Annotated in this window: 18 protein-coding genes; 12 read left to right on the top strand and 6 right to left on the bottom strand. The window is 74.4% G+C overall.

Annotated elements, in window-relative coordinates; genetic code table 11:
* Positions 1–148: 148 nt before the first annotated feature.
* Positions 149–592 carry an ATP-binding protein gene (locus tag ACIRPP_RS02210; protein WP_403637182.1) on the bottom strand — a complete coding sequence of 148 codons (444 nt, stop codon included), beginning with the start codon at positions 590–592 and terminating at the stop codon, positions 149–151.
* 161 nt (positions 593–753) lie between these two features.
* Here ACIRPP_RS02210 and ACIRPP_RS02205 point away from each other — a divergent pair, with 161 nt between their 5' ends.
* From ACIRPP_RS02205 to ACIRPP_RS02195, 3 genes are all read left to right on the top strand, one after another.
* On the top strand, positions 754–972 hold the full coding sequence (locus tag ACIRPP_RS02205) for a hypothetical protein (RefSeq protein ID WP_403637180.1): 219 nt from the start codon (positions 754–756) through the stop codon (positions 970–972).
* Between the two features lie 75 nt (positions 973–1,047).
* Positions 1,048–2,526: an aminotransferase class I/II-fold pyridoxal phosphate-dependent enzyme gene (locus ACIRPP_RS02200; protein ID WP_403637178.1), complete on the top strand. Its 1,479-nt coding sequence runs from the start codon at positions 1,048–1,050 to the stop codon at positions 2,524–2,526.
* A 401-nt stretch (positions 2,527–2,927) separates the two neighbouring features.
* Positions 2,928–3,386, top strand: coding sequence for a cyclic nucleotide-binding domain-containing protein (locus ACIRPP_RS02195; RefSeq protein ID WP_403637176.1), 459 nt, complete (start codon positions 2,928–2,930; stop codon positions 3,384–3,386).
* A gap of 40 nt (positions 3,387–3,426) precedes the next feature.
* Here ACIRPP_RS02195 and ACIRPP_RS02190 read toward each other — a convergent pair whose 3' ends face one another.
* Positions 3,427–4,044, bottom strand: coding sequence for a LysE/ArgO family amino acid transporter (locus ACIRPP_RS02190; protein ID WP_403637174.1), 618 nt, complete (start codon positions 4,042–4,044; stop codon positions 3,427–3,429).
* Between the two features lie 115 nt (positions 4,045–4,159).
* Between ACIRPP_RS02190 and ACIRPP_RS02185 the strand changes: the two genes are divergently transcribed.
* Positions 4,160–5,056: a LysR family transcriptional regulator ArgP gene (locus ACIRPP_RS02185; protein WP_403637572.1), complete on the top strand. Its 897-nt coding sequence runs from the start codon at positions 4,160–4,162 to the stop codon at positions 5,054–5,056.
* Here ACIRPP_RS02185 and ACIRPP_RS02180 read toward each other — a convergent pair.
* A complete protein-coding gene (locus ACIRPP_RS02180; protein ID WP_403637172.1) occupies positions 5,022–5,822 on the bottom strand; it encodes a TetR/AcrR family transcriptional regulator in 801 nt (266 codons plus the stop codon). The genes ACIRPP_RS02185 and ACIRPP_RS02180 overlap by 35 nt on opposite strands.
* Positions 5,823–5,992: 170 nt before the next feature.
* Here ACIRPP_RS02180 and ACIRPP_RS02175 point away from each other — a divergent pair, with 170 nt between their 5' ends.
* From ACIRPP_RS02175 to ACIRPP_RS02165, 3 genes are all read left to right on the top strand, one after another.
* On the top strand, positions 5,993–7,213 hold the full coding sequence (locus ACIRPP_RS02175; protein WP_403637170.1) for a saccharopine dehydrogenase family protein: 1,221 nt from the start codon (positions 5,993–5,995) through the stop codon (positions 7,211–7,213).
* Positions 7,214–7,318: 105 nt separating this feature from the next.
* Positions 7,319–7,570, top strand: a complete 252-nt coding sequence (locus ACIRPP_RS02170; protein WP_403637168.1) for a WhiB family transcriptional regulator — start codon at positions 7,319–7,321, stop codon at positions 7,568–7,570.
* Between the two features lie 85 nt (positions 7,571–7,655).
* The gene (locus tag ACIRPP_RS02165) at positions 7,656–8,006 is read left to right on the top strand and encodes a DUF488 domain-containing protein (RefSeq protein ID WP_403637166.1); all 351 of its coding nucleotides are present in this window, start codon (positions 7,656–7,658) and stop codon (positions 8,004–8,006) included.
* Between the two features lie 52 nt (positions 8,007–8,058).
* On the opposite strand, the gene ACIRPP_RS02160 is transcribed toward ACIRPP_RS02165, so the two are convergent.
* The gene (locus tag ACIRPP_RS02160) at positions 8,059–9,732 is read right to left on the bottom strand and encodes an FAD-binding dehydrogenase (protein ID WP_403637164.1); all 1,674 of its coding nucleotides are present in this window, start codon (positions 9,730–9,732) and stop codon (positions 8,059–8,061) included.
* The gene (locus ACIRPP_RS02155; protein ID WP_403637163.1) at positions 9,669–10,385 is read right to left on the bottom strand and encodes a TetR/AcrR family transcriptional regulator; all 717 of its coding nucleotides are present in this window, start codon (positions 10,383–10,385) and stop codon (positions 9,669–9,671) included. The genes ACIRPP_RS02160 and ACIRPP_RS02155 overlap by 64 nt, the downstream gene beginning before the upstream one ends.
* A 129-nt stretch (positions 10,386–10,514) precedes the next feature.
* On the opposite strand from ACIRPP_RS02155, the gene ACIRPP_RS02150 reads away from it, so the two are divergent.
* The 4 genes from ACIRPP_RS02150 to ACIRPP_RS02135 all read left to right on the top strand — a co-directional run bounded on the left by ACIRPP_RS02150 (position 10,515) and on the right by ACIRPP_RS02135 (position 14,641).
* Positions 10,515–11,162 (top strand): alpha-ketoglutarate-dependent dioxygenase AlkB, encoded by a 648-nt coding sequence (locus tag ACIRPP_RS02150; RefSeq protein ID WP_403637161.1) that lies wholly within the window; start codon positions 10,515–10,517, stop codon positions 11,160–11,162.
* Between the two features lie 88 nt (positions 11,163–11,250).
* Positions 11,251–12,525, top strand: a complete 1,275-nt coding sequence (locus tag ACIRPP_RS02145) for an acyltransferase (RefSeq protein ID WP_403637159.1) — start codon at positions 11,251–11,253, stop codon at positions 12,523–12,525.
* A 60-nt stretch (positions 12,526–12,585) separates the two neighbouring features.
* The gene (locus ACIRPP_RS02140; protein WP_403637157.1) at positions 12,586–13,332 is read left to right on the top strand and encodes an MBL fold metallo-hydrolase; all 747 of its coding nucleotides are present in this window, start codon (positions 12,586–12,588) and stop codon (positions 13,330–13,332) included.
* Between the two features lie 37 nt (positions 13,333–13,369).
* Positions 13,370–14,641 carry a DUF4032 domain-containing protein gene (locus ACIRPP_RS02135; RefSeq protein ID WP_403637155.1) on the top strand — a complete coding sequence of 424 codons (1,272 nt, stop codon included), beginning with the start codon at positions 13,370–13,372 and terminating at the stop codon, positions 14,639–14,641.
* A gap of 22 nt (positions 14,642–14,663) precedes the next feature.
* Here the strand turns inward: ACIRPP_RS02135 and ACIRPP_RS02130 are convergent, their stop codons facing one another.
* Positions 14,664–15,536: a universal stress protein gene (locus tag ACIRPP_RS02130; protein WP_403637153.1), complete on the bottom strand. Its 873-nt coding sequence runs from the start codon at positions 15,534–15,536 to the stop codon at positions 14,664–14,666.
* Positions 15,537–15,625: 89 nt separating this feature from the next.
* On the opposite strand from ACIRPP_RS02130, the gene ACIRPP_RS02125 reads away from it, so the two are divergent.
* A complete protein-coding gene (locus tag ACIRPP_RS02125) occupies positions 15,626–16,000 on the top strand; it encodes a VOC family protein (RefSeq protein ID WP_403637151.1) in 375 nt (124 codons plus the stop codon).
* The last annotated feature ends 71 nt before the right edge of the window (positions 16,001–16,071 follow it).

Raw genomic sequence — 16,071 nt, 5'->3', positions numbered from 1 at the left:
CGGGCCGCCGCCGGGACACCAGAGGGGTCCACAGCGGTCGTACCGATCCCGCCGGCGCGCCTCCGGTCCGAAGCACGAAACTCCGGTTGCCCCGCCCCCAACCGAACAAACACCCCTGTGCCGGACAATCGGCCGAGGGCGTGCGGGCTCAGGTGAGGGGCACGACGGCGGTGATGCACTTGCCGCCGGCGGGCAGGTCGGAGACCAGGACGTCACGCGAGAGGCGGCAGACGATGGGCCAGCCGTGTCCGCCGGGCCGGCGGTCGCCGGTGCGGCCGGCCGCCGTCCGGGCCACCGGCAGTTCGTTGCTGCGGTCGCTCACCGAGACGCGGACCGACGGCCCGGTGACGTCGACCCGGACCTCGGTGACGCCCCCGCCGTGCAGGATGGCGTTGGTGGTCAGCTCGGACGCGACGAGCAGCGCGTCCGACAGGGCGTCGGCGTCGCAGGGCGCGCGGCCGGTCCGGCACTGTTCGGACACCGCGCGGATCACGGCGTCCCGGACGTCGCCCGGCCGGCACGGGGACGTGCGCCGGACCGGGCCGCTGCCCGGGGGTTCGGCAACGGGCACGGTGGTATGCGCCTCTCGCATCCTTCGACTCCCTGCTTCTCCTCGTTCGATTCCGGCACGCCCGGGCCGGACAGATGCCGCGTACTTCCCTTTTCGGCTCACCTGTCCCGGGGGTGGCAAACCTCCCGGCCCTCATCCGGGCGCATGTCATGCGAACGGCGCACGGGGGTACGCGGGGGGACATGACCGATGTGGTGGACTCGGACGAACTGCTGCGGCGCATCCAGCGGGCCCGGGCCCGCGCGGCCCAGGAGGAACGCGCCCTGCGGGCCGGGCAGGCCCCGGGCGACGCCGGGTCCGGCACGGATCGCGACACCGAGGTCCGCAGACTGGCCTACGAGGTGGTGCTGGGCGTCCTGGACGAGATCCTCACGCCGGGCAGGCGCGCCGGGCGGGAGTGAGCCGCCGGACGGTCCGCCCGGGCGGGCCCGGACCGGTGCCGGATTGCCCCCGGTGCGTTCGGGCACCCGGGGGCCATGACTGCCGATCACCACCGGGCACCGGTGCTGGAAGCCCTGCAGGACTATCACCGCACGGGACGGCTGGCGTTCACGCCGCCGGGGCACAAGCAGGCCCGTGGTGCCGACCCGGCGGTGCGTGAGGTGCTGGGCGACGCGGTGTTCCTCGGCGACGTGCTGGCGTCGGGCGGGCTGGACGACCGTCTGACCCGGGGCCGCGTGCTGCAGGAGGCCCAGGACCTGATGGCGGACGCGGTGCACGCAGACCACACCTTCTTCAGCACCTGCGGCAGTTCCCTGTCGGTCAAGGCGGCGATGCTGACGGTCGCCGGTCCGCACGAGAAGCTGCTGGTGGGCCGGGACGCCCACAAGTCCGTGGTGTCGGGGCTGATCCTGTCCGGCATCGAGCCGGTGTGGGTCGAGCCGCGCTGGGACGCCGAGCGGCGCCTGGCGCATCCGCCGTCGGCCGCGGAGTTCGAGCAGGCGTTCCGGGAGCATCCCGATGCGCGCGGCGCGCTCGTCACGAGCCCCACCCCGTACGGCGCGTGCGCCGACCTGTCGGCCGTCGCCGAGGTGTGCCACCGGCGGGGCCGCCCGCTGATCGTGGACGAGGCGTGGGGTGCCCATCTGCCCTTCCACCCGGACCTCCCGTCGTGGGCGATGGACGCGGGCGCCGACATCTGCGTGACCAGCATCCACAAGATGGGCAGCGGCCTGGAGCAGGGTTCCGTCTTCCACCTGCGGGGCGATCTGGTGCCGCCCGCGCTGCTCGGGATCCGCGCGGACCTGCTCGACACCACCAGCCCGTCGGTGCTGATCCGCGCCGGCCTGGACGGCTGGCGCCGGCAGATGGTGCTGCACGGCAGGGAGCTCATGGGCGCCGCGCTGGAGCTGTGCGCCGAGGTACGGGCGGCCGTCGAGGAGATCGACGGGATGCACGTCAACGACCGCGCCGACTTCTGCGCCCCCGGGATGGCGGACGACTTCGATCCGCTGCCCGGCATCATCGACGTCGAGGAGCTGGGGATCACCGGGTTCCAGGCGGCCGACTGGCTGCGCGAGCACCGCGCCGTCGACGCCCACATCGTCGACCACCGCCGGATCGGCGCGCAGATCACCCATGCCGACGACCGGGAGACGACCGGGCAGCTGCTGGCCGCGCTGAAGGACCTCGCCCGGGTCGCTCCGGAGCTGCCGCGGGCTCCGCGCGTCGACGTGCCGCCGCCCGGGGAGCTGCGGATGGAGCAGGCCCTGCTGCCGCGCGACGCGTTCTTCGGCCCGGCCGAGGACGTGCCCGTGGGCGAGGCCGCCGGCCGGATCGCGGCCGAGATGATCACGCCGTACCCGCCGGGCATTCCGGCGGTGCTGCCGGGCGAGCGGCTGGACGAGCCGGTCCTGCGGTACCTGCGGACCGGGCTCGCCGCGGGCATGCATCTGCCGGATCCGACGGATCCCGGGCTGGAGACGCTCCGGGTCGTCGACGAGCGCGCGGTGTGACGCGACGGCCGGCCGGGACCGCCCCCGCCCGGACGCTGAAGAAGGGCGCCAGAGCGGGGCGCCGGAGCGGGCGCCGGAGCGGGGCGCCGGAGCGGGCGCCGGAGCGGGGCGCCGGAGATCGCGAAAAGTGAAACGGGTCACGTGACCGGGTTCCGGTTGCCAAAAGTCAACCGGGTTGGTTTATCGTTCATCTACACGTGGTGACGGAGTCGACGCCCGGTCCTCCGACACCACTCGTAACGGCCCTGGCTGGTTTCCCCCGTCCAGCCAGGGCTTCTTCATGCCCGGATGCCGCCCCGCGGCGGCGCGGGTCTCCTCCCCCGAAATGCCCCGGACGCCGCCTGCGGCTCCAATGGAGGGAGAGAACGCCCCGAACGTCCGTACGGCTAGGAGCCCGCGCCATGACGCATGCGATCAAACTCCTGACCGCCCTCCCCCCTCCGCAACGGCAGCGCCTGATGGCCCTCGCGCGGGAGGTGTACTTCCCGGAGGACACCCGGATCTTCGAGGCGGGCGGCACCGCCGACCGCTTCTGGGTCATCCGCTCCGGCGCGGTCTCCCTGGAGATGCAGGTCAACCACCTGCACCGCACCACGGTCGCCGGCCTGAGCGCGGGCGACCTGCTCGGCTGGTCCTGGCTGTTCCCCCCGCACCGATGGGACTTCGGCGCCGTCGCGTTCAGCCAGGTGCGCGCCTACGAGTTCGACGCGACGGCCGTGCTGGAGCTGTGCGAGGAGGACCCCCGGCTGGGGCTGACACTGGTGCGCGGTGTCGCGGAGATCCTGGCGCACCGGCTGGAGATGACGCGCGGCCAGCTGATGGAGCAGTACGCGCTGCACCGGCGGGGCGTGGTGCCCTAGGGCCTGTCCGACGGACCCGGCGGCACCGCGGGGCGGGCACTCAGCTTCCGGCGATCAGGCTCAGCCCCAGGACGATCATGGTCGCGGCGACCAGTCCGTCCAGGACCCGCCAGGCCGCGGGCCGGGCGAGGAAGCGGCTCAGCAGCCGGGCGCCGAAGCCCAGCGCGGCGAACCAGCAGACGCTGGCCAGCACCGCGCCCAGACCGAAGGTCCAGCGCAGCGGGCCGTGGTCGGCGGCCACCGAGCCCAGCAGGAAGACGGTGTCCAGGTAGACGTGCGGGTTGAGCCAGGTCATCGCGAGACAGGTGAGCACCGCCCGGCGGCGCGACCCGGCAGCCTCCCCCTCCGTGCGCAGCCCGTCCGCCCCCGGGCGGATCACCCGCCGGGCCGCCAGGGCGCCGTAGCCCAGCAGGAAGGCGCCGCCGATCCAGCCCACCGCCGTCAGGGCCCCCGGCCAGGCGACGACGACCGCGCCGATCCCCGCCACGCCCAGCGCGATGAGCGCGGCGTCGGACAGGGCGCAGATGCCGACGACCGCGAGGACGGCGTGGCGGCGGACGCCCTGGCGCAGCACGAAGGCGTTCTGGGCGCCGATGGCCACGATCAGGGACAGTCCGGTGCCGAAGCCCGCCGCGGCGGTGGTCAGGGTGCTCGTCATGCGGAAGACGCTAGTCGCGGCACCTGAGTGCAGTACAGCTAAGGATTCTTACGTACCCTTAGGAATTGTGAAGAGAGAAGCACCCGTCGGCGCGTCCGGCGCCCCGTCCGCCCCCCTGTCCGAGCTGCCGCTGGACCAGGTGCGGACCCTGCTCGCGGTGGTCGACGAGGGGACCTTCGACGCGGCCGCCGCCGTCCTGCACGTCACGCCCTCCGCGGTGAGCCAGCGGGTGAAGGCCCTGGAGCAGCGCACCGGGCGGGTCCTGCTGCTGCGCACCAAGCCGGTCCGGCCGACCGAGTCCGGCCAGGTGCTGGTGCGGCTGGCCCGCCAGGTGGGGCTGCTGGAGCGGGACGCGCACGCCGAGCTGGGTCTCAGCGGCACCGGTCGGGCCACGCGCGTGCCGGTGGCGGTCAACGCGGACTCCCTGGCGAGCTGGTTCCTGCCCGTCCTCAGCCGCGTACCGCCCGAGCCGCCGGTCTGCTTCGAGCTGCGCCGGGAGGACGAGGGGCACACCGCCGCGCTGCTGCGGGAGGGGACGGTGATGGCCGCGGTGACCTCCTCGCCCGAGCCGGTCCCCGGCTGTTCGGTCCGGCACCTGGGGCGGATGCGCTACCTCCCCGTCGCGCACTCGGAGTTCGCCGCGCGGCACCTCGCCGGGCCACTGGAGGACGTGCTGCCCCTGGCACCCGTGGTCGTCTTCGACCGCCTGGACGACATCCAGGACGGGTTCGTGCGGCGGATCACCGGCGGGCGCCGCGGGGCGAGCGCCGACCGGCACTGGATCCCCACCTCGGAGGGGTACGCCGACGCCGTCGCGGCCGGCCTGGGCTGGGGCATGGTCCCCGAGGCCCAGGCGGTGCCCCTGCTGCGCACCGGCCGGGTCACCCGCTTCGCGCCGCGGCACGAGGTGGACGTCCCGCTGTACTGGCAGCAGTGGAAGCTGGACTCCCCCGCCCTCGCCGCGCTGGCCGAGGCGGTCACCGCGACGGCGGCCCGGGCGCTCCGCCCCTGACGGCGCCCGCCGTCCGGCCGGGGCCGGACGCGGCACGGTCCGCCGTCCCCGCCGCGCCCGGCCCGCCGGGCGGGCCGAGCCGGGCGGCGGCGCTGTCCAGCAGCATGTCCAGGGCTGTCGGGTAGGCGCTGGTGACCATGCGGGCCGCCAGCAGCGGGGCCACCTCGGCGATGCGCGGGTGGGTCGACGCGGGCAGCCGGGCGTAGGTCGAGTGCCACATCTCCTCGTCGGCGCGCCGGGCGGCGCCGGGCAGGGCGAGGGACGCCGCGTCCAGGGCGGCGAAGCCCAGGGTGGTGTCGATGAACGCGTGGTAGATCCGCACCGTCTCCGCCGGGGAGAAGCCCGCCGAGCGCAGCACGTCGAGCACGGCCTCGTCCGCGGCGAGTTCGTTGGCGCGGCCGGAGACCCGACTCGCGGTGAGCACCGCCGCCTGCGGGTGGGAGACGTAGGCCTCGTGGATGCGCAGGCCCACCGCGCGCAGGTCGGCGCGCCACTCCCCCGTCGGGCGCCAGCCCCGCAGCGCGCGTCCCACGAGGGCGTCCCCGAGGGCGAGGGTCAGGTCGTCCATGCCGCGGAAGTACCGGTACAGGGTGCTCGGGTCGCAGTCCAGGGCGAGGCCGAGCCGGCGGGCGGTCAGGCCGCTGCTGCCGTGCTCGCGCAGCAGGCGCAGCGCCGCGTCGACGATCAGCGCCTCGGACAGCACCTGCCCGCTCCTGGTGGGCCGGCGCCGCCGCCGCTTCTCCTCGGGAACCACCCGCTTGGCCATCGTCCGCTCTCCTCCCGCCGGGGGGCCCCGGCCGCGCCCGGCGGAGGGCGGGCGGGCCCCGGGCACCTTATGCCAACGCCATTGACCTTACGCTCCCGCGAGGCGTTGTATCTCCCGCACAGGAGCTCCTCGTATCGTCCTGATACGTCACGGAAAGGGAGTGTTTCGTCATGCGCGTACTGCTGGTGGGAGCGGGCGGGGTGGGCACCGCCATCACCCGGGTGGCGGCCCGGCGGCCGTTCTTCGAACGGATGGTCGTCGCCGACTACGACCCGGCCCGCGCCGAGGCCGCCGTGGCGGCGCTCGGTGAGAGCGCGGACCGTTTCCACGCCGAGCGGGTGGACGCCGGGGACCAGGCCCAAGTGGCGGGCCTGCTGCGGGAGCACGGCTGCGACGTGCTGCTCAACGCCACCGACCCGCGGTTCGTGATGCCGCTGTTCCGCGCCGCCCTGGACGCCCGGGCCACTTATGTCGACATGGCGATGTCCCTGTCCCGGCCGCACCCGGAGCGGCCGCACGAGGAGTGCGGGGTCAAGCTGGGCGACGAGCAGTTCGCCCTGGCGGCGGACTGGGAACGGGCCGGCGCGCTCGCCCTGGTCGGCATGGGGGTGGAGCCCGGGCTGTCCGACGTCTTCGCCCGCTACGCGGCCGACGAACTCTTCGACCGGATCGACGAGATCGGGGTCCGGGACGGCGCCGACCTCACCGTGGACGGCTACGAGTTCGCCCCGTCGTTCAACATCTGGACCACCATCGAGGAGTGCCTGAACCCGCCCGTCGTGCACGAGGCCGGCCGCGGCTGGTTCACCACGGAGCCGTTCAGCGAGCCCGAGGTGTTCGACTTCCCGGAGGGCATCGGGCCGGTGGAGTGCGTGAACGTCGAGCACGAGGAGGTGCTGCTCATCCCCCGCTGGGTCGACACGGGCCGGGTCACCTTCAAGTACGGCCTGGGGCGCGAGTTCATCGACACCCTCAAGACCCTCCACCTCCTGGGCCTGGACAGCACCGAGCCGGTGACGGTGCCGGGCCCCGACGGACCGGTGGCGGTATCCCCCCGGGACGTGGTGGCCGCCTGCCTGCCCGACCCCGCGACCCTGGGCGAGCGGATGCACGGCAAGACCTGCGCCGGGACGTGGGTCCGCGGGGTCCGGGACGGGGCGCCGCGCGAGGTGTACCTCTACCACGTCGTCGACAACCAGTGGTCCATGGCGGAGTACGGCTCCCAGGCCGTGGTGTGGCAGACCGCCGTCAACCCGGTCGTCGCCCTCGAACTCCTCGCCACCGGCGCCTGGTCGGGGACGGGAGTGCTCGGCCCGGAGGCGTTCCCGGCGCGGCCCTTCCTGGACCTGCTGACCGAGTACGGTTCGCCGTGGGGATTGCGGGAACAGTGAGGGATTCCACGGGGACCGCTGTTTCGCCCGGTGTCGACAGGTGACCCGAAAAGGAGTAAGGCATCCCATTGGGTGCGTATCTACTCCGATCGCAGGTGACATTCGATGGACAACTGGCGAAATCGCGCGGCCTGCCGGACCGAGGACCCCGACCTCTTCTTCCCGATCGGTACGTCCGGCCCGGCCCTGCTGCAGACGGAGCAGGCCAAGTCGGTGTGCCGGCGCTGCCCCGTCCGGGAACAGTGCCTCGAATGGGCGCTGGACACCGGCCAGTCCATCGGGGTGTGGGGCGGCACGAGCGAGGACGAACGGCGCGCCCTGAAGCGCCGTGCGGCCGCACGGCGCACGTCCGGCTAGCCGGAAGGCCCGGGCCCCGGCCGCCGTGCCCGCTGCCGGGCACGGCAGTACGCTCACGGGACACCTCACCGGAAGGGGTCCGAGCATGACTGTGCGGGTGCGCCGGGTCTATGAACCGCCCGAGCCGGAGGACGGGGTGCGGGTCCTCGTCGACCGGCTGTGGCCGCGGGGGCTGGCGAAGGACGCGGCACGGGTGGACGAGTGGCCCAAGGACCTGACGCCGTCGACGGAGTTGCGCCGCTGGTACCACGCGCAGGAGCGGCCGTTCGAGGAGTTCCGCGCCCGGTACGAGGCGGAGCTCGCCGCCCCCGCCGCCGCCGAACCGCTCGACGGGCTGCGCAAGCTGGCCCGGGAGGGCGACGTGACGCTGCTGACGGCGTCGAAGTCCCCGGAGCGCAGCCACGCCGAGGTGCTGCTGCGGCTGTTGGACGACTGACCGCGGGGCGGGCCGGCCGGAGCAGACGCGCCCGGCCCGCCCGCCCCGCCGCTCACGCGGTCTGTTCGGCGGCCGAGCGTCCTGCCGCCCGTCCGGAGAACAGGCAGCCGCCGAGGAAGGTGCCCTCCAGGGCGTTGTACCCGTGCACCCCGCCGCCGCCGAAGCCCGCCACCTCACCGGCCGCGTACAGGCCGTCGACCGGCCGGCCGTCGGCGCCCAGCGCCCGGGAGTCGAGGTCGGTCTGGATGCCGCCGAGGGTCTTGCGGGTGAGGACGTGCAGCTTGACGCCGATGAGCGGTCCGGCCGCCGGGTCGAGGATGCGGTGCGGGGCGGCCACCCGGCCGAGGCGGTCGCCGAGGTAGCGGCGGGCGTTGCGGATGCCCTGCACCTGGGCGTCCTTGGCGTAGGAGTGCGTCATCTGCAGGTCGCGGACCTCGATCTGGCGGCGGATCCGGGCCGCGTCGAGCAGCGGCTTGTCGGTGAGCGCGTTCATCTTCTCGACCAGCTGCTCCAGGGTGGGCGCGGAGACGAAGTCGGCGCCCCGGCGCAGGAAGGCGTCGACCGGTGCGGGCGCGCCCTTGCCCAGCACCCGCTCCCGCAGGAACCCTGCCCGGTCCTTGGCCGTGATGTCCGGGTTCTGTTCGGAGCCCGACAGCGCGAACTCCTTCTCGATGATCTTCTGGGTGAGCACGAACCAGGAGTGGTCGTAGTCGGCGATGTCCTCGGTGGTGCGCAGGTGCCGGAGCGTGCTCAGGGTGTCGTAGCCGGGCAGGCACGGCGCGGGCAGGCGGCGGCCGAGGGCGTCGAACCACATCGAGGACGGGCCGGGCAGGATGCGGATGCCGTGCCCCGGCCAGATGGGGTCCCAGTTGCGCACCCCCTCGGTGTAGTGCCACATGCGGTCGCGGTTGACCAGCCGCGCGCCCGCCCGGGCGGAGATGTCGAGCATGCGCCCGTCGACGTAGGCGGGGACGCCGGTGACCATCTCGCGGGGCGGGGTGCCGAGCCGCTCCGGCCAGTACCGGCGGACGATGTCGTGGTCGGCGCCGATGCCGCCGCTGGTGACGATCACGGCCTGGGCGGTGAGTTCGAAGGCGCCGGCCGCTTCGCGGCCGGAGGCGACGCCGCGGGGCGAGTCGTCGGGGACCAGCACGGTGCCGCGCACCCCGCTCACCGTGCCGTTTGTGGTGACGAGTTCGTCGACGCGGTGCCGGTGGTGGAAGGTGAGCAGTCCGTCGCGGGCGGCCTGGAGCGCGGAGCGGACGAACGGGTCGACGACCCCGGTGCCGGTGCCCCAGGCGATGTGGAAGCGGGGGACGGTGTTGCCGTGGCCGTCGGCGCGCAGGTCGCCGCGTTCGGCCCAGCCCACGGTGGGCAGGAAGGTGATGCCGTGGCCGCTGAGCCAGGAGCGCTTCTCGCCCGCCGCCCACTCGACGTAGGACCGCGCCCAGCGCACCGCCCAGCTGTCCTCGTCGTCGGTGCGGTCGAATCCGGCGCTGCCCCGCCAGTCGCTCCAGGCGAGGTCGAAGGAGTCCTTGATGCGCAGGCGGCGCTGTTCGGGCGAGTCGACCAGGAACAGCCCGCCGAAGGACCAGAAGGCCTGGCCGCCGAGGTTGTTGGCGTTCTCCTGGTCGACGAGGGCGACCCGGCGGCCCCGGCTGGTCAGTTCGTGGGCCGCGACCAGTCCCGCGAGGCCCGCTCCGACGACGATGACGTCGGCGTCCATGGCGACCGTCCCTTCCTTGGTCCGGGCCGCTGCGCGGCCGGCTCGGCGCTGCCGTCGGTGAGCAGCGCGGTCAGCAGTTGTTTCAGCCAGGCCCGGGCGCCCGCCGCGTCCCGGTCCAGCAGCAGTCGGGTGGTGACGCCGTCGTAGGCGGCGACCACGGCGTGTGCGGCACCGTCGGCGTCGCCGAGCACGGCGGGCAGCGGGGTGCCGGCCCGGGAGAGCCGGCCGGCGATGGCCCGGCGCAGTCGCGCCCGGTGTTCCAGCAGGCTCTGCGCGACCCGTGGATCACGGGCGGCGTGCACCAGGAAGTCGGTCTTCACCAGCAGCCAGTCCCGGTCGAGCAGCAGCACGCCGGTGACCCGGTCCACGGCGGCGGGCACGTCGAGATCCGGTCCGTCCTGGGCGAGGGCGCCGGCGACCTGCTCCGCGATGAGGTCGGCCCGCTCGCGGTAGAGCGCGAAGAACAGCTCGTCCAGGCTGGCGAAGTTGGAGTAGAAGGCGCCCCGGCTGTATCCGGCTGCCTCGCAGATCTCCTCGATGGAGACCCGTCCGAAGCCCTTGGCGGCGAACACGGTGAACGCCGCGGCGAGGAGGTTGGCCCGGGTACGGACCCGGCGCCGGGTGACGTGCCCGTCCTGGCCCGGTGTTGTCATGCCCCCACCTCCGTTCGATACGAGAACGTATCCGATACAGCGATGCATCCGAAGACCTCGGGAGCGGGCAATCGGCACCGGCCGTCCGCCGGAGTAGAACGCGTATTCGATTAGGCGTACGCTGAAGCCATGACCACGCACCACCCGGAAGCGCTCCCCGCACTCCAGGGGTCCCTCTTCGACCAGACGGACGAGGTACGGCTCGGCCCGCTGGACGGGGTGCGCCGCACCGTGCTGGGGGCCGGCGCCTGGATCGACGTCCTGCCGGGCTGGCTCCACGGGTCCGACGCGCTCTTCGCGCGGCTGGCCGCCGAGGTCCCCTGGCGGGCGGAGCGCCGCCAGATGTACGACCAGGTCGTCGACGTCCCCCGGCTGCTGTCGTACTACCGCGCCGACGACCCCCTGCCGCACCCCGTGCTGGCCCAGGCCCGTGACGCCCTCGGCCGGCACTACGCCGACGAGCTGGGCGAGCCGTTCGCCACGGCCGGGCTGTGCTACTACCGCGACGGCCGGGACAGTGTCGCCTGGCACGGCGACCGGATCGGGCGGGGCGCCCGCGAGGACACCATGGTGGCGATCCTGTCCGTCGGCACGCCACGTGACCTGCTGCTGCGGCCGGTGGGCGGCGGTCCGACGGTGCGCCGGCCGCTCGGACACGGCGATCTGATCGTGATGGGCGGGTCCTGCCAGCGCACCTGGGAGCACGCGGTGCCCAAGAGCGCGCGCGCCACCGGGCCGCGCATCAGCGTCCAGTTCCGGCCGCGCGGCGTGAACTGACGGACCGGGCGCAACCTCCGGACCGGAAGTCTGTCCTCCCCCCGCCGCCCTCCCCCACACTGGTCCGCACACCGTGCGGGGAGGGACGATGGGCGCGGAAACAGGGCCGTCGGCCGCCACCGGCCGGCGCGGCGAACTGGACGTGCTGCGGGCGCTCGTGGTCGTCGGCCTGGTCTTCTTCCACGCCGCCCTGGTCTTCTCCCCCGACGACGACTTCTACGTCAAGAACGAGGAGACCACCGGCGCCGTGACCGTGCTCGCCGGGTTCGGCGTGGTGTGGGCGATGCCGATGCTGTTCCTGGTCGCGGGGCTGGGCGCACGGCACTCGATCCGCCGCCGCGGGCCCGGCGGGTTCGCCCGGGAGCGGCTGCTGCGCCTCGGCGTGCCCCTGGTCTTCGGCACCCTCGTGCTGTGCCCGCTCCCCCAGTGGCTGCGGCTGCGCGCCGCCGACCCCGCCGACGACATTTCGTACCGCGCCTTCTGGCCGCGTTTCCTGAGCGTCCGTCCGGATCCCGCCGATTTCCCCTTCGTCCTGGACGGCGAGCACTTCGAGACCGGGCACCTGTGGTTCGTCGTCCTGCTGCTCACCTTCAGCCTGCTGCTCGCCCCCGTCGCCGGCCGGCTCGCCGCCGGGGCCGCCCGCGTGGTGCCCGCGCTGCGGCGCCGCCCGGCGCTGCTCCTGCTGCCGGCCCTCCCCCTGGCCGCGGTGAACGCGCTGCTCGGCATGGAGGAGGGCTTCGCGGGCTGGAACCGGTGGGCCTACCTGCTGTTCCTCCTGTACGGCTTCGCCCTCGCCGACGACGGCCAGGTGCGTGCGGCGACCCGACGGGCGGCCGTCCCGGCCGGGCTCCTGGGCCTCGTGCTGTTCGCCGGGACCGCGCCCGGATTCATCGCCGGGGACGACCCGTTCACGGCGTGGACCCCCGCCGCCGTGCTCACCCGGGCCCTGTTCGGGGCGGCGGGCTGGTGCTGGGTGCTGGCCCTCCTCGGCCTCCTCGACCGCCCGCGGAAGCGGTCCGGCGGCCCGGCGGGAGAGGCCGGCGGGGCCGCCGACGGCGAGGGGCCGCGGGACTCCGGACGGCCCGCCCTCGCCGCCCGGCGCCGCGACGCCGTGCTGCGCCGCCTCGCCGTCGCCGCCCTGCCGTTGTACGTTCTGCACCAGCCGGTCGTGGTGGCCCTCGCCTACGGCGTGACCGGATGGCGGGCGCCGATGGCGGTCGAGTACGCGGTGATCGTGACCGGCTCGCTCGCGGTGATCCTCCTGCTGTACGAGTACGGGGTGCGCCGCAGCCGCGTCACCCGCTTCCTGTTCGGGATGCGTCCCGCCCCCGCCGGCCCGCCCGCCCGTGTCCCGCCGCCGTGATCCGCTCCCGGTCTGCTTGCCTGGTCCCGTCGGAGCGGGACGGACGCGGAAGGGGACGGCATGCGGGCGGACGTACGGCAGGTCGCGGACGGCACGCACCTGGTGCACGGCACCCACACCAACTGGGTGATCCTCACCGAGGGGGACGCCGCCACCCTGATCGACACCGGCTATCCCGGGGACCGCGCGCTGCTGCTCGCCTCCCTGGCCACGCTGGGCGTACGGCCCGGGGCCGTCACCGCCGTGCTGCTCACCCACGCCCACACCGACCACCTGGGCTCCGCCGAGCACCTGCGGTCCGCCCACGGCACACCCGTCCTGGCCCACGAGGCCGAAGTGCCGCACGCCCGCCGGGACTTCCTGCACCAGGTCACCGTCGGCCGGGTGCTGCGCGACGTCTGGCGCCCCGGCGTCCTGCCCTGGGCGCTGCGCGCCCTGCGCTCGGGCGGCACGGCGCACGTCCCCGTCCGGGACCCCGGGCCGCTGCCGCCGGCCGGGCCGCTCGACCTGCCCGGCCGGCCGGTCCCGGTGCCCACGCCCGGCCACACCGCCGGGCACTGCGCCTTCCACCTCCCCGGTGTCGGGGCCGTCGTCTCCGGCGACGCCCTCGTCACCGCCCACCCCACGGCGCGGACGTCCGGGCCGCGGCTCCTGCCGGGTATGTTCGACCATGACCGGGCTGCCGCCGTGACCTCCCTGGACGTCCTGGCGGAGCTGGACGCCGACCTGCTGCTGCCCGGTCACGGCCCCGCGCACCGCGGGCCGGTGCGCGCCGCGGCCCTCGGCGCCCGAGAGCGGGCGCAATAGGCTGGGACGATCACCGCGAGAGGAGGACGCCCGATCCATGGCCCTGCAGATCAACGCCACCAACCCGGAGCACCCCGCGCTCCTGCTGGAACTGCCGTGGCACCTTCCCCTGGAGGAATGGCCCGAGGAGTACCTGGTGCCGCTGCCGCGCGGCATCTCCCGGCACGTGGTGCGCTACGCGCGCGCCGGTGACGAGGTGGTCGCGGTCAAGGAACTCGCCGAGCGTCCCGCCCAGCGCGAGTACGGGCTGCTGCGCGACCTGGACCGGATCGACATCCCGGCGGTGGACCCGCTCGCCGTGGTCACCGGCCGCACCGACGCCGCCGGGGAGCCGCTGGAGAGCGTTCTGGTCACCCGCCACCTGGCCGGGTCGCTGCCCTACCGGTCGCTGTTCGAGACGACGCTGCGCCCGGCGACCATGCACCGGCTGATGGACGCGCTGGCCGTGCTCCTGGTGCGACTGCACCTCGCCGGGTTCGCCTGGGGCGACTGCTCGCTGTCCAACACCCTGTTCCGGCGCGACGCGGGCGCCTACGCCGCGTACCTGGTCGACGCCGAGACCGGCGACCTGCACCCGGAGCTGACCACGGGGCAGCGCGAGTACGACCTGGAGCTCGCCCGGGTGAACATCAGCGGCGAGCTGATGGACCTGGAGGCGTCGGGGGCGCTGCACCCCTCCGTCGACCCGGTCGAGTTCGGCTCCGAGATCTGCGCCCGCTACGAGGGACTGTGGCAGGAGCTGACCCGCACGTCGGTGTACCCGGCGGGCAAGTACCACTACATCGAGCGCCGGATCCGCCGGCTGAACGCGCTCGGTTTCGACGTGGCGGAGATGCAGATCGAGCACTCGCCCCTCGGCGACTCGGTCACCTTCGTGCCCAAGGTCGTCGACGCCGGGCACCATCCGCGCCAGCTGCTGCGCCTGACCGGGCTCGACGCCGAGGAGAACCAGGCCAGGCGGCTGCTGAGCGACCTGGAGAGCTGGATGGCCACCCAGGACGACTACGCCCCGGAGGAGCCCGTCGCGGGCGCCCGGCCGGGCTCGGGCCGCACCAACGGCGCCGGGGCGCGCGCCGAGGTCCTCGCCCACCGCTGGGTGCGCGAGGTCTTCCGCCCGACCGTGCGGGCCGTCCCGCCCGAGCTGCGGGGCGGGATGGACCCGGCGGAGATCTACCACGAGCTGCTGGAGCACCGCTGGTACCTGTCCGAGCGGGCCCAGCACGACATCGGCCTGGACACCGCCGTCGCGGACTACATCGAGCACATCCTGCCCAAGACGCGGTCCCGGCCGGGGCCCGCCGCGGACTGAGCCGGGGCGGGCCGCGACCGTGTCAGACCTGCGGCACCACGGCGACCGGGCAGTCCGCATGGTGCAGCACACCGTGCGCGACCGAGCCGATCCGGGCGCCCACGGCGGTGCGGCGGGCGCGCCGGCCGACGACCATCAGCTGGGCCGTGCCGGCCACCGACAGCAGGACCTGCCCGGCGCTGCCCATCTCCACGTGCTCGACCACGTGCACGTCCGGGTAGCGCTCGCGCCACGGCGCCAGCGCCGCCGCCAGCGCCTGCTGCTCGTACGGCTCCAGGCCGCCGGCCTCGTCCATCAGGCGGAGCGAACCGGGGCTGTAGGCGAAGACCGGCGGGAGGGTCCAGGCGCGCACGGCCCGCACGGTGGCCCCGCGCGCGGCGGCGATCCGGAAGGCGAAGCCGAGCGCGGCCGCGCTGTCCTCCGGGTCGCCCTGCTGGCCGACGACGACCTCGCGCCCGTCGACCTCCCCGGAGGGCTTGTCCTCGGCCCGGACCAGCACCACCGGGCTCGGTGCGTCGACGATGACCTGCTGGCCGACCGAGCCGACGAGGAAGCCCACGATGCGTCCGTGCCCGCGGGAGCCCAGCACCAGCATCTCCGCGTCCCCGGCCACCTCCACGAGGGTCTCGACGGCGTCCCCCTGCAGGGTGTCGCCGGTGACCCGGAGACCTGGATGGCGTGCGGCGACCTCGTCGACGGCCCCGGCCACGGACTCGCGCACCCACCGCTCCTGCGTGGCGGCGTCCCCGGCGTCGACCGTGTCGTAGGCCTGGAACCGCCAGGCGTGCACCACCCGCAGCGGCAGTCCCTGCCGGATCGCTTCCCGCGCCGCCCAGTTCAGCGCGGCGAGGCTCTCCCCGGTTCCGTCGACCCCTGCCGTGATCGGGCGCGTCATGCGGTCCCTCCCTGAATTCCCTGATGAGTGCGGTTCCGCAGCGGTGCGGTGTCCGTTGCGCGGGGACCAGTCTTCCCTACGCTGGTGTGATGGGTGTGACGTGGGAGCAGCTGGTGGTGGACGCGGCCGATCCGCACGCCCTCGGGCGGTGGTGGGCCGAGGCACTGGGCTGGGTGGTGGTGGACGAGTCCGCCGACGAGATGGAGATCCGTCCCGCCCCGGACCGGCTGCCCGGGCTGCTGTTCGGCGCGGACCGGGGACGCAAGACGGGCAAGAACCGCCTCCACCTCGACCTCAGGCCCGACGACCGGGACGCCGAGGTGACCCGGCTGCTCGCCCTGGGCGCCCGGCACGCCGACGTCGGCCAGAGCGGCGACGAGTCCTGGGTGGTGCTCGCCGATCCGGAGGGCAACGAGTTCTGCGTGCTGTCCTCGCGGCCCGGACCGGGGCCCGGCGGAAGCTGAGCGGTCCGGCGCGTCCGCCCCTACGATGGGCTGAGTCGGCGCGGTGACCGACGTCGCAGCGGGTCCGCCGT

Origin of the sequence: Streptomyces sp. NPDC101219 (genome assembly GCF_044767675.1) — a bacterium.
Lineage (GTDB): Bacteria > Actinomycetota > Actinomycetes > Streptomycetales > Streptomycetaceae > Streptomyces.
This window is presented reverse-complemented; position numbering and strand designations above follow the sequence as displayed.

Excerpts from the sequence above, each read along its gene's own strand:
- ACIRPP_RS02125 (WP_403637151.1), top strand. The coding sequence starts at position 15,626 with ATGGGTGTGACGTGGGAGCAGCTGGTGGTGGACGCGGCCGATCCGCAC.
- ACIRPP_RS02150 (WP_403637161.1), top strand. The coding sequence starts at position 10,515 with ATGACCACGCACCACCCGGAAGCGCTCCCCGCACTCCAGGGGTCCCTC.
- ACIRPP_RS02200 (WP_403637178.1), top strand. The coding sequence starts at position 1,048 with ATGACTGCCGATCACCACCGGGCACCGGTGCTGGAAGCCCTGCAGGAC.
- ACIRPP_RS02190 (WP_403637174.1), bottom strand. The coding sequence starts at position 4,044 with ATGACGAGCACCCTGACCACCGCCGCGGCGGGCTTCGGCACCGGACTG.
- ACIRPP_RS02145 (WP_403637159.1), top strand. The coding sequence starts at position 11,251 with ATGGGCGCGGAAACAGGGCCGTCGGCCGCCACCGGCCGGCGCGGCGAA.
- ACIRPP_RS02175 (WP_403637170.1), top strand. The coding sequence starts at position 5,993 with ATGCGCGTACTGCTGGTGGGAGCGGGCGGGGTGGGCACCGCCATCACC.
- ACIRPP_RS02210 (WP_403637182.1), bottom strand. The coding sequence starts at position 592 with ATGCGAGAGGCGCATACCACCGTGCCCGTTGCCGAACCCCCGGGCAGC.
- ACIRPP_RS02205 (WP_403637180.1), top strand. The coding sequence starts at position 754 with ATGACCGATGTGGTGGACTCGGACGAACTGCTGCGGCGCATCCAGCGG.
- ACIRPP_RS02195 (WP_403637176.1), top strand. The coding sequence starts at position 2,928 with ATGACGCATGCGATCAAACTCCTGACCGCCCTCCCCCCTCCGCAACGG.
- ACIRPP_RS02165 (WP_403637166.1), top strand. The coding sequence starts at position 7,656 with ATGACTGTGCGGGTGCGCCGGGTCTATGAACCGCCCGAGCCGGAGGAC.
- ACIRPP_RS02135 (WP_403637155.1), top strand. The coding sequence starts at position 13,370 with ATGGCCCTGCAGATCAACGCCACCAACCCGGAGCACCCCGCGCTCCTG.
- ACIRPP_RS02155 (WP_403637163.1), bottom strand. The coding sequence starts at position 10,385 with ATGACAACACCGGGCCAGGACGGGCACGTCACCCGGCGCCGGGTCCGT.
- ACIRPP_RS02160 (WP_403637164.1), bottom strand. The coding sequence starts at position 9,732 with ATGGACGCCGACGTCATCGTCGTCGGAGCGGGCCTCGCGGGACTGGTC.
- ACIRPP_RS02140 (WP_403637157.1), top strand. The coding sequence starts at position 12,586 with ATGCGGGCGGACGTACGGCAGGTCGCGGACGGCACGCACCTGGTGCAC.
- ACIRPP_RS02180 (WP_403637172.1), bottom strand. The coding sequence starts at position 5,822 with ATGGCCAAGCGGGTGGTTCCCGAGGAGAAGCGGCGGCGGCGCCGGCCC.
- ACIRPP_RS02170 (WP_403637168.1), top strand. The coding sequence starts at position 7,319 with ATGGACAACTGGCGAAATCGCGCGGCCTGCCGGACCGAGGACCCCGAC.
- ACIRPP_RS02130 (WP_403637153.1), bottom strand. The coding sequence starts at position 15,536 with ATGACGCGCCCGATCACGGCAGGGGTCGACGGAACCGGGGAGAGCCTC.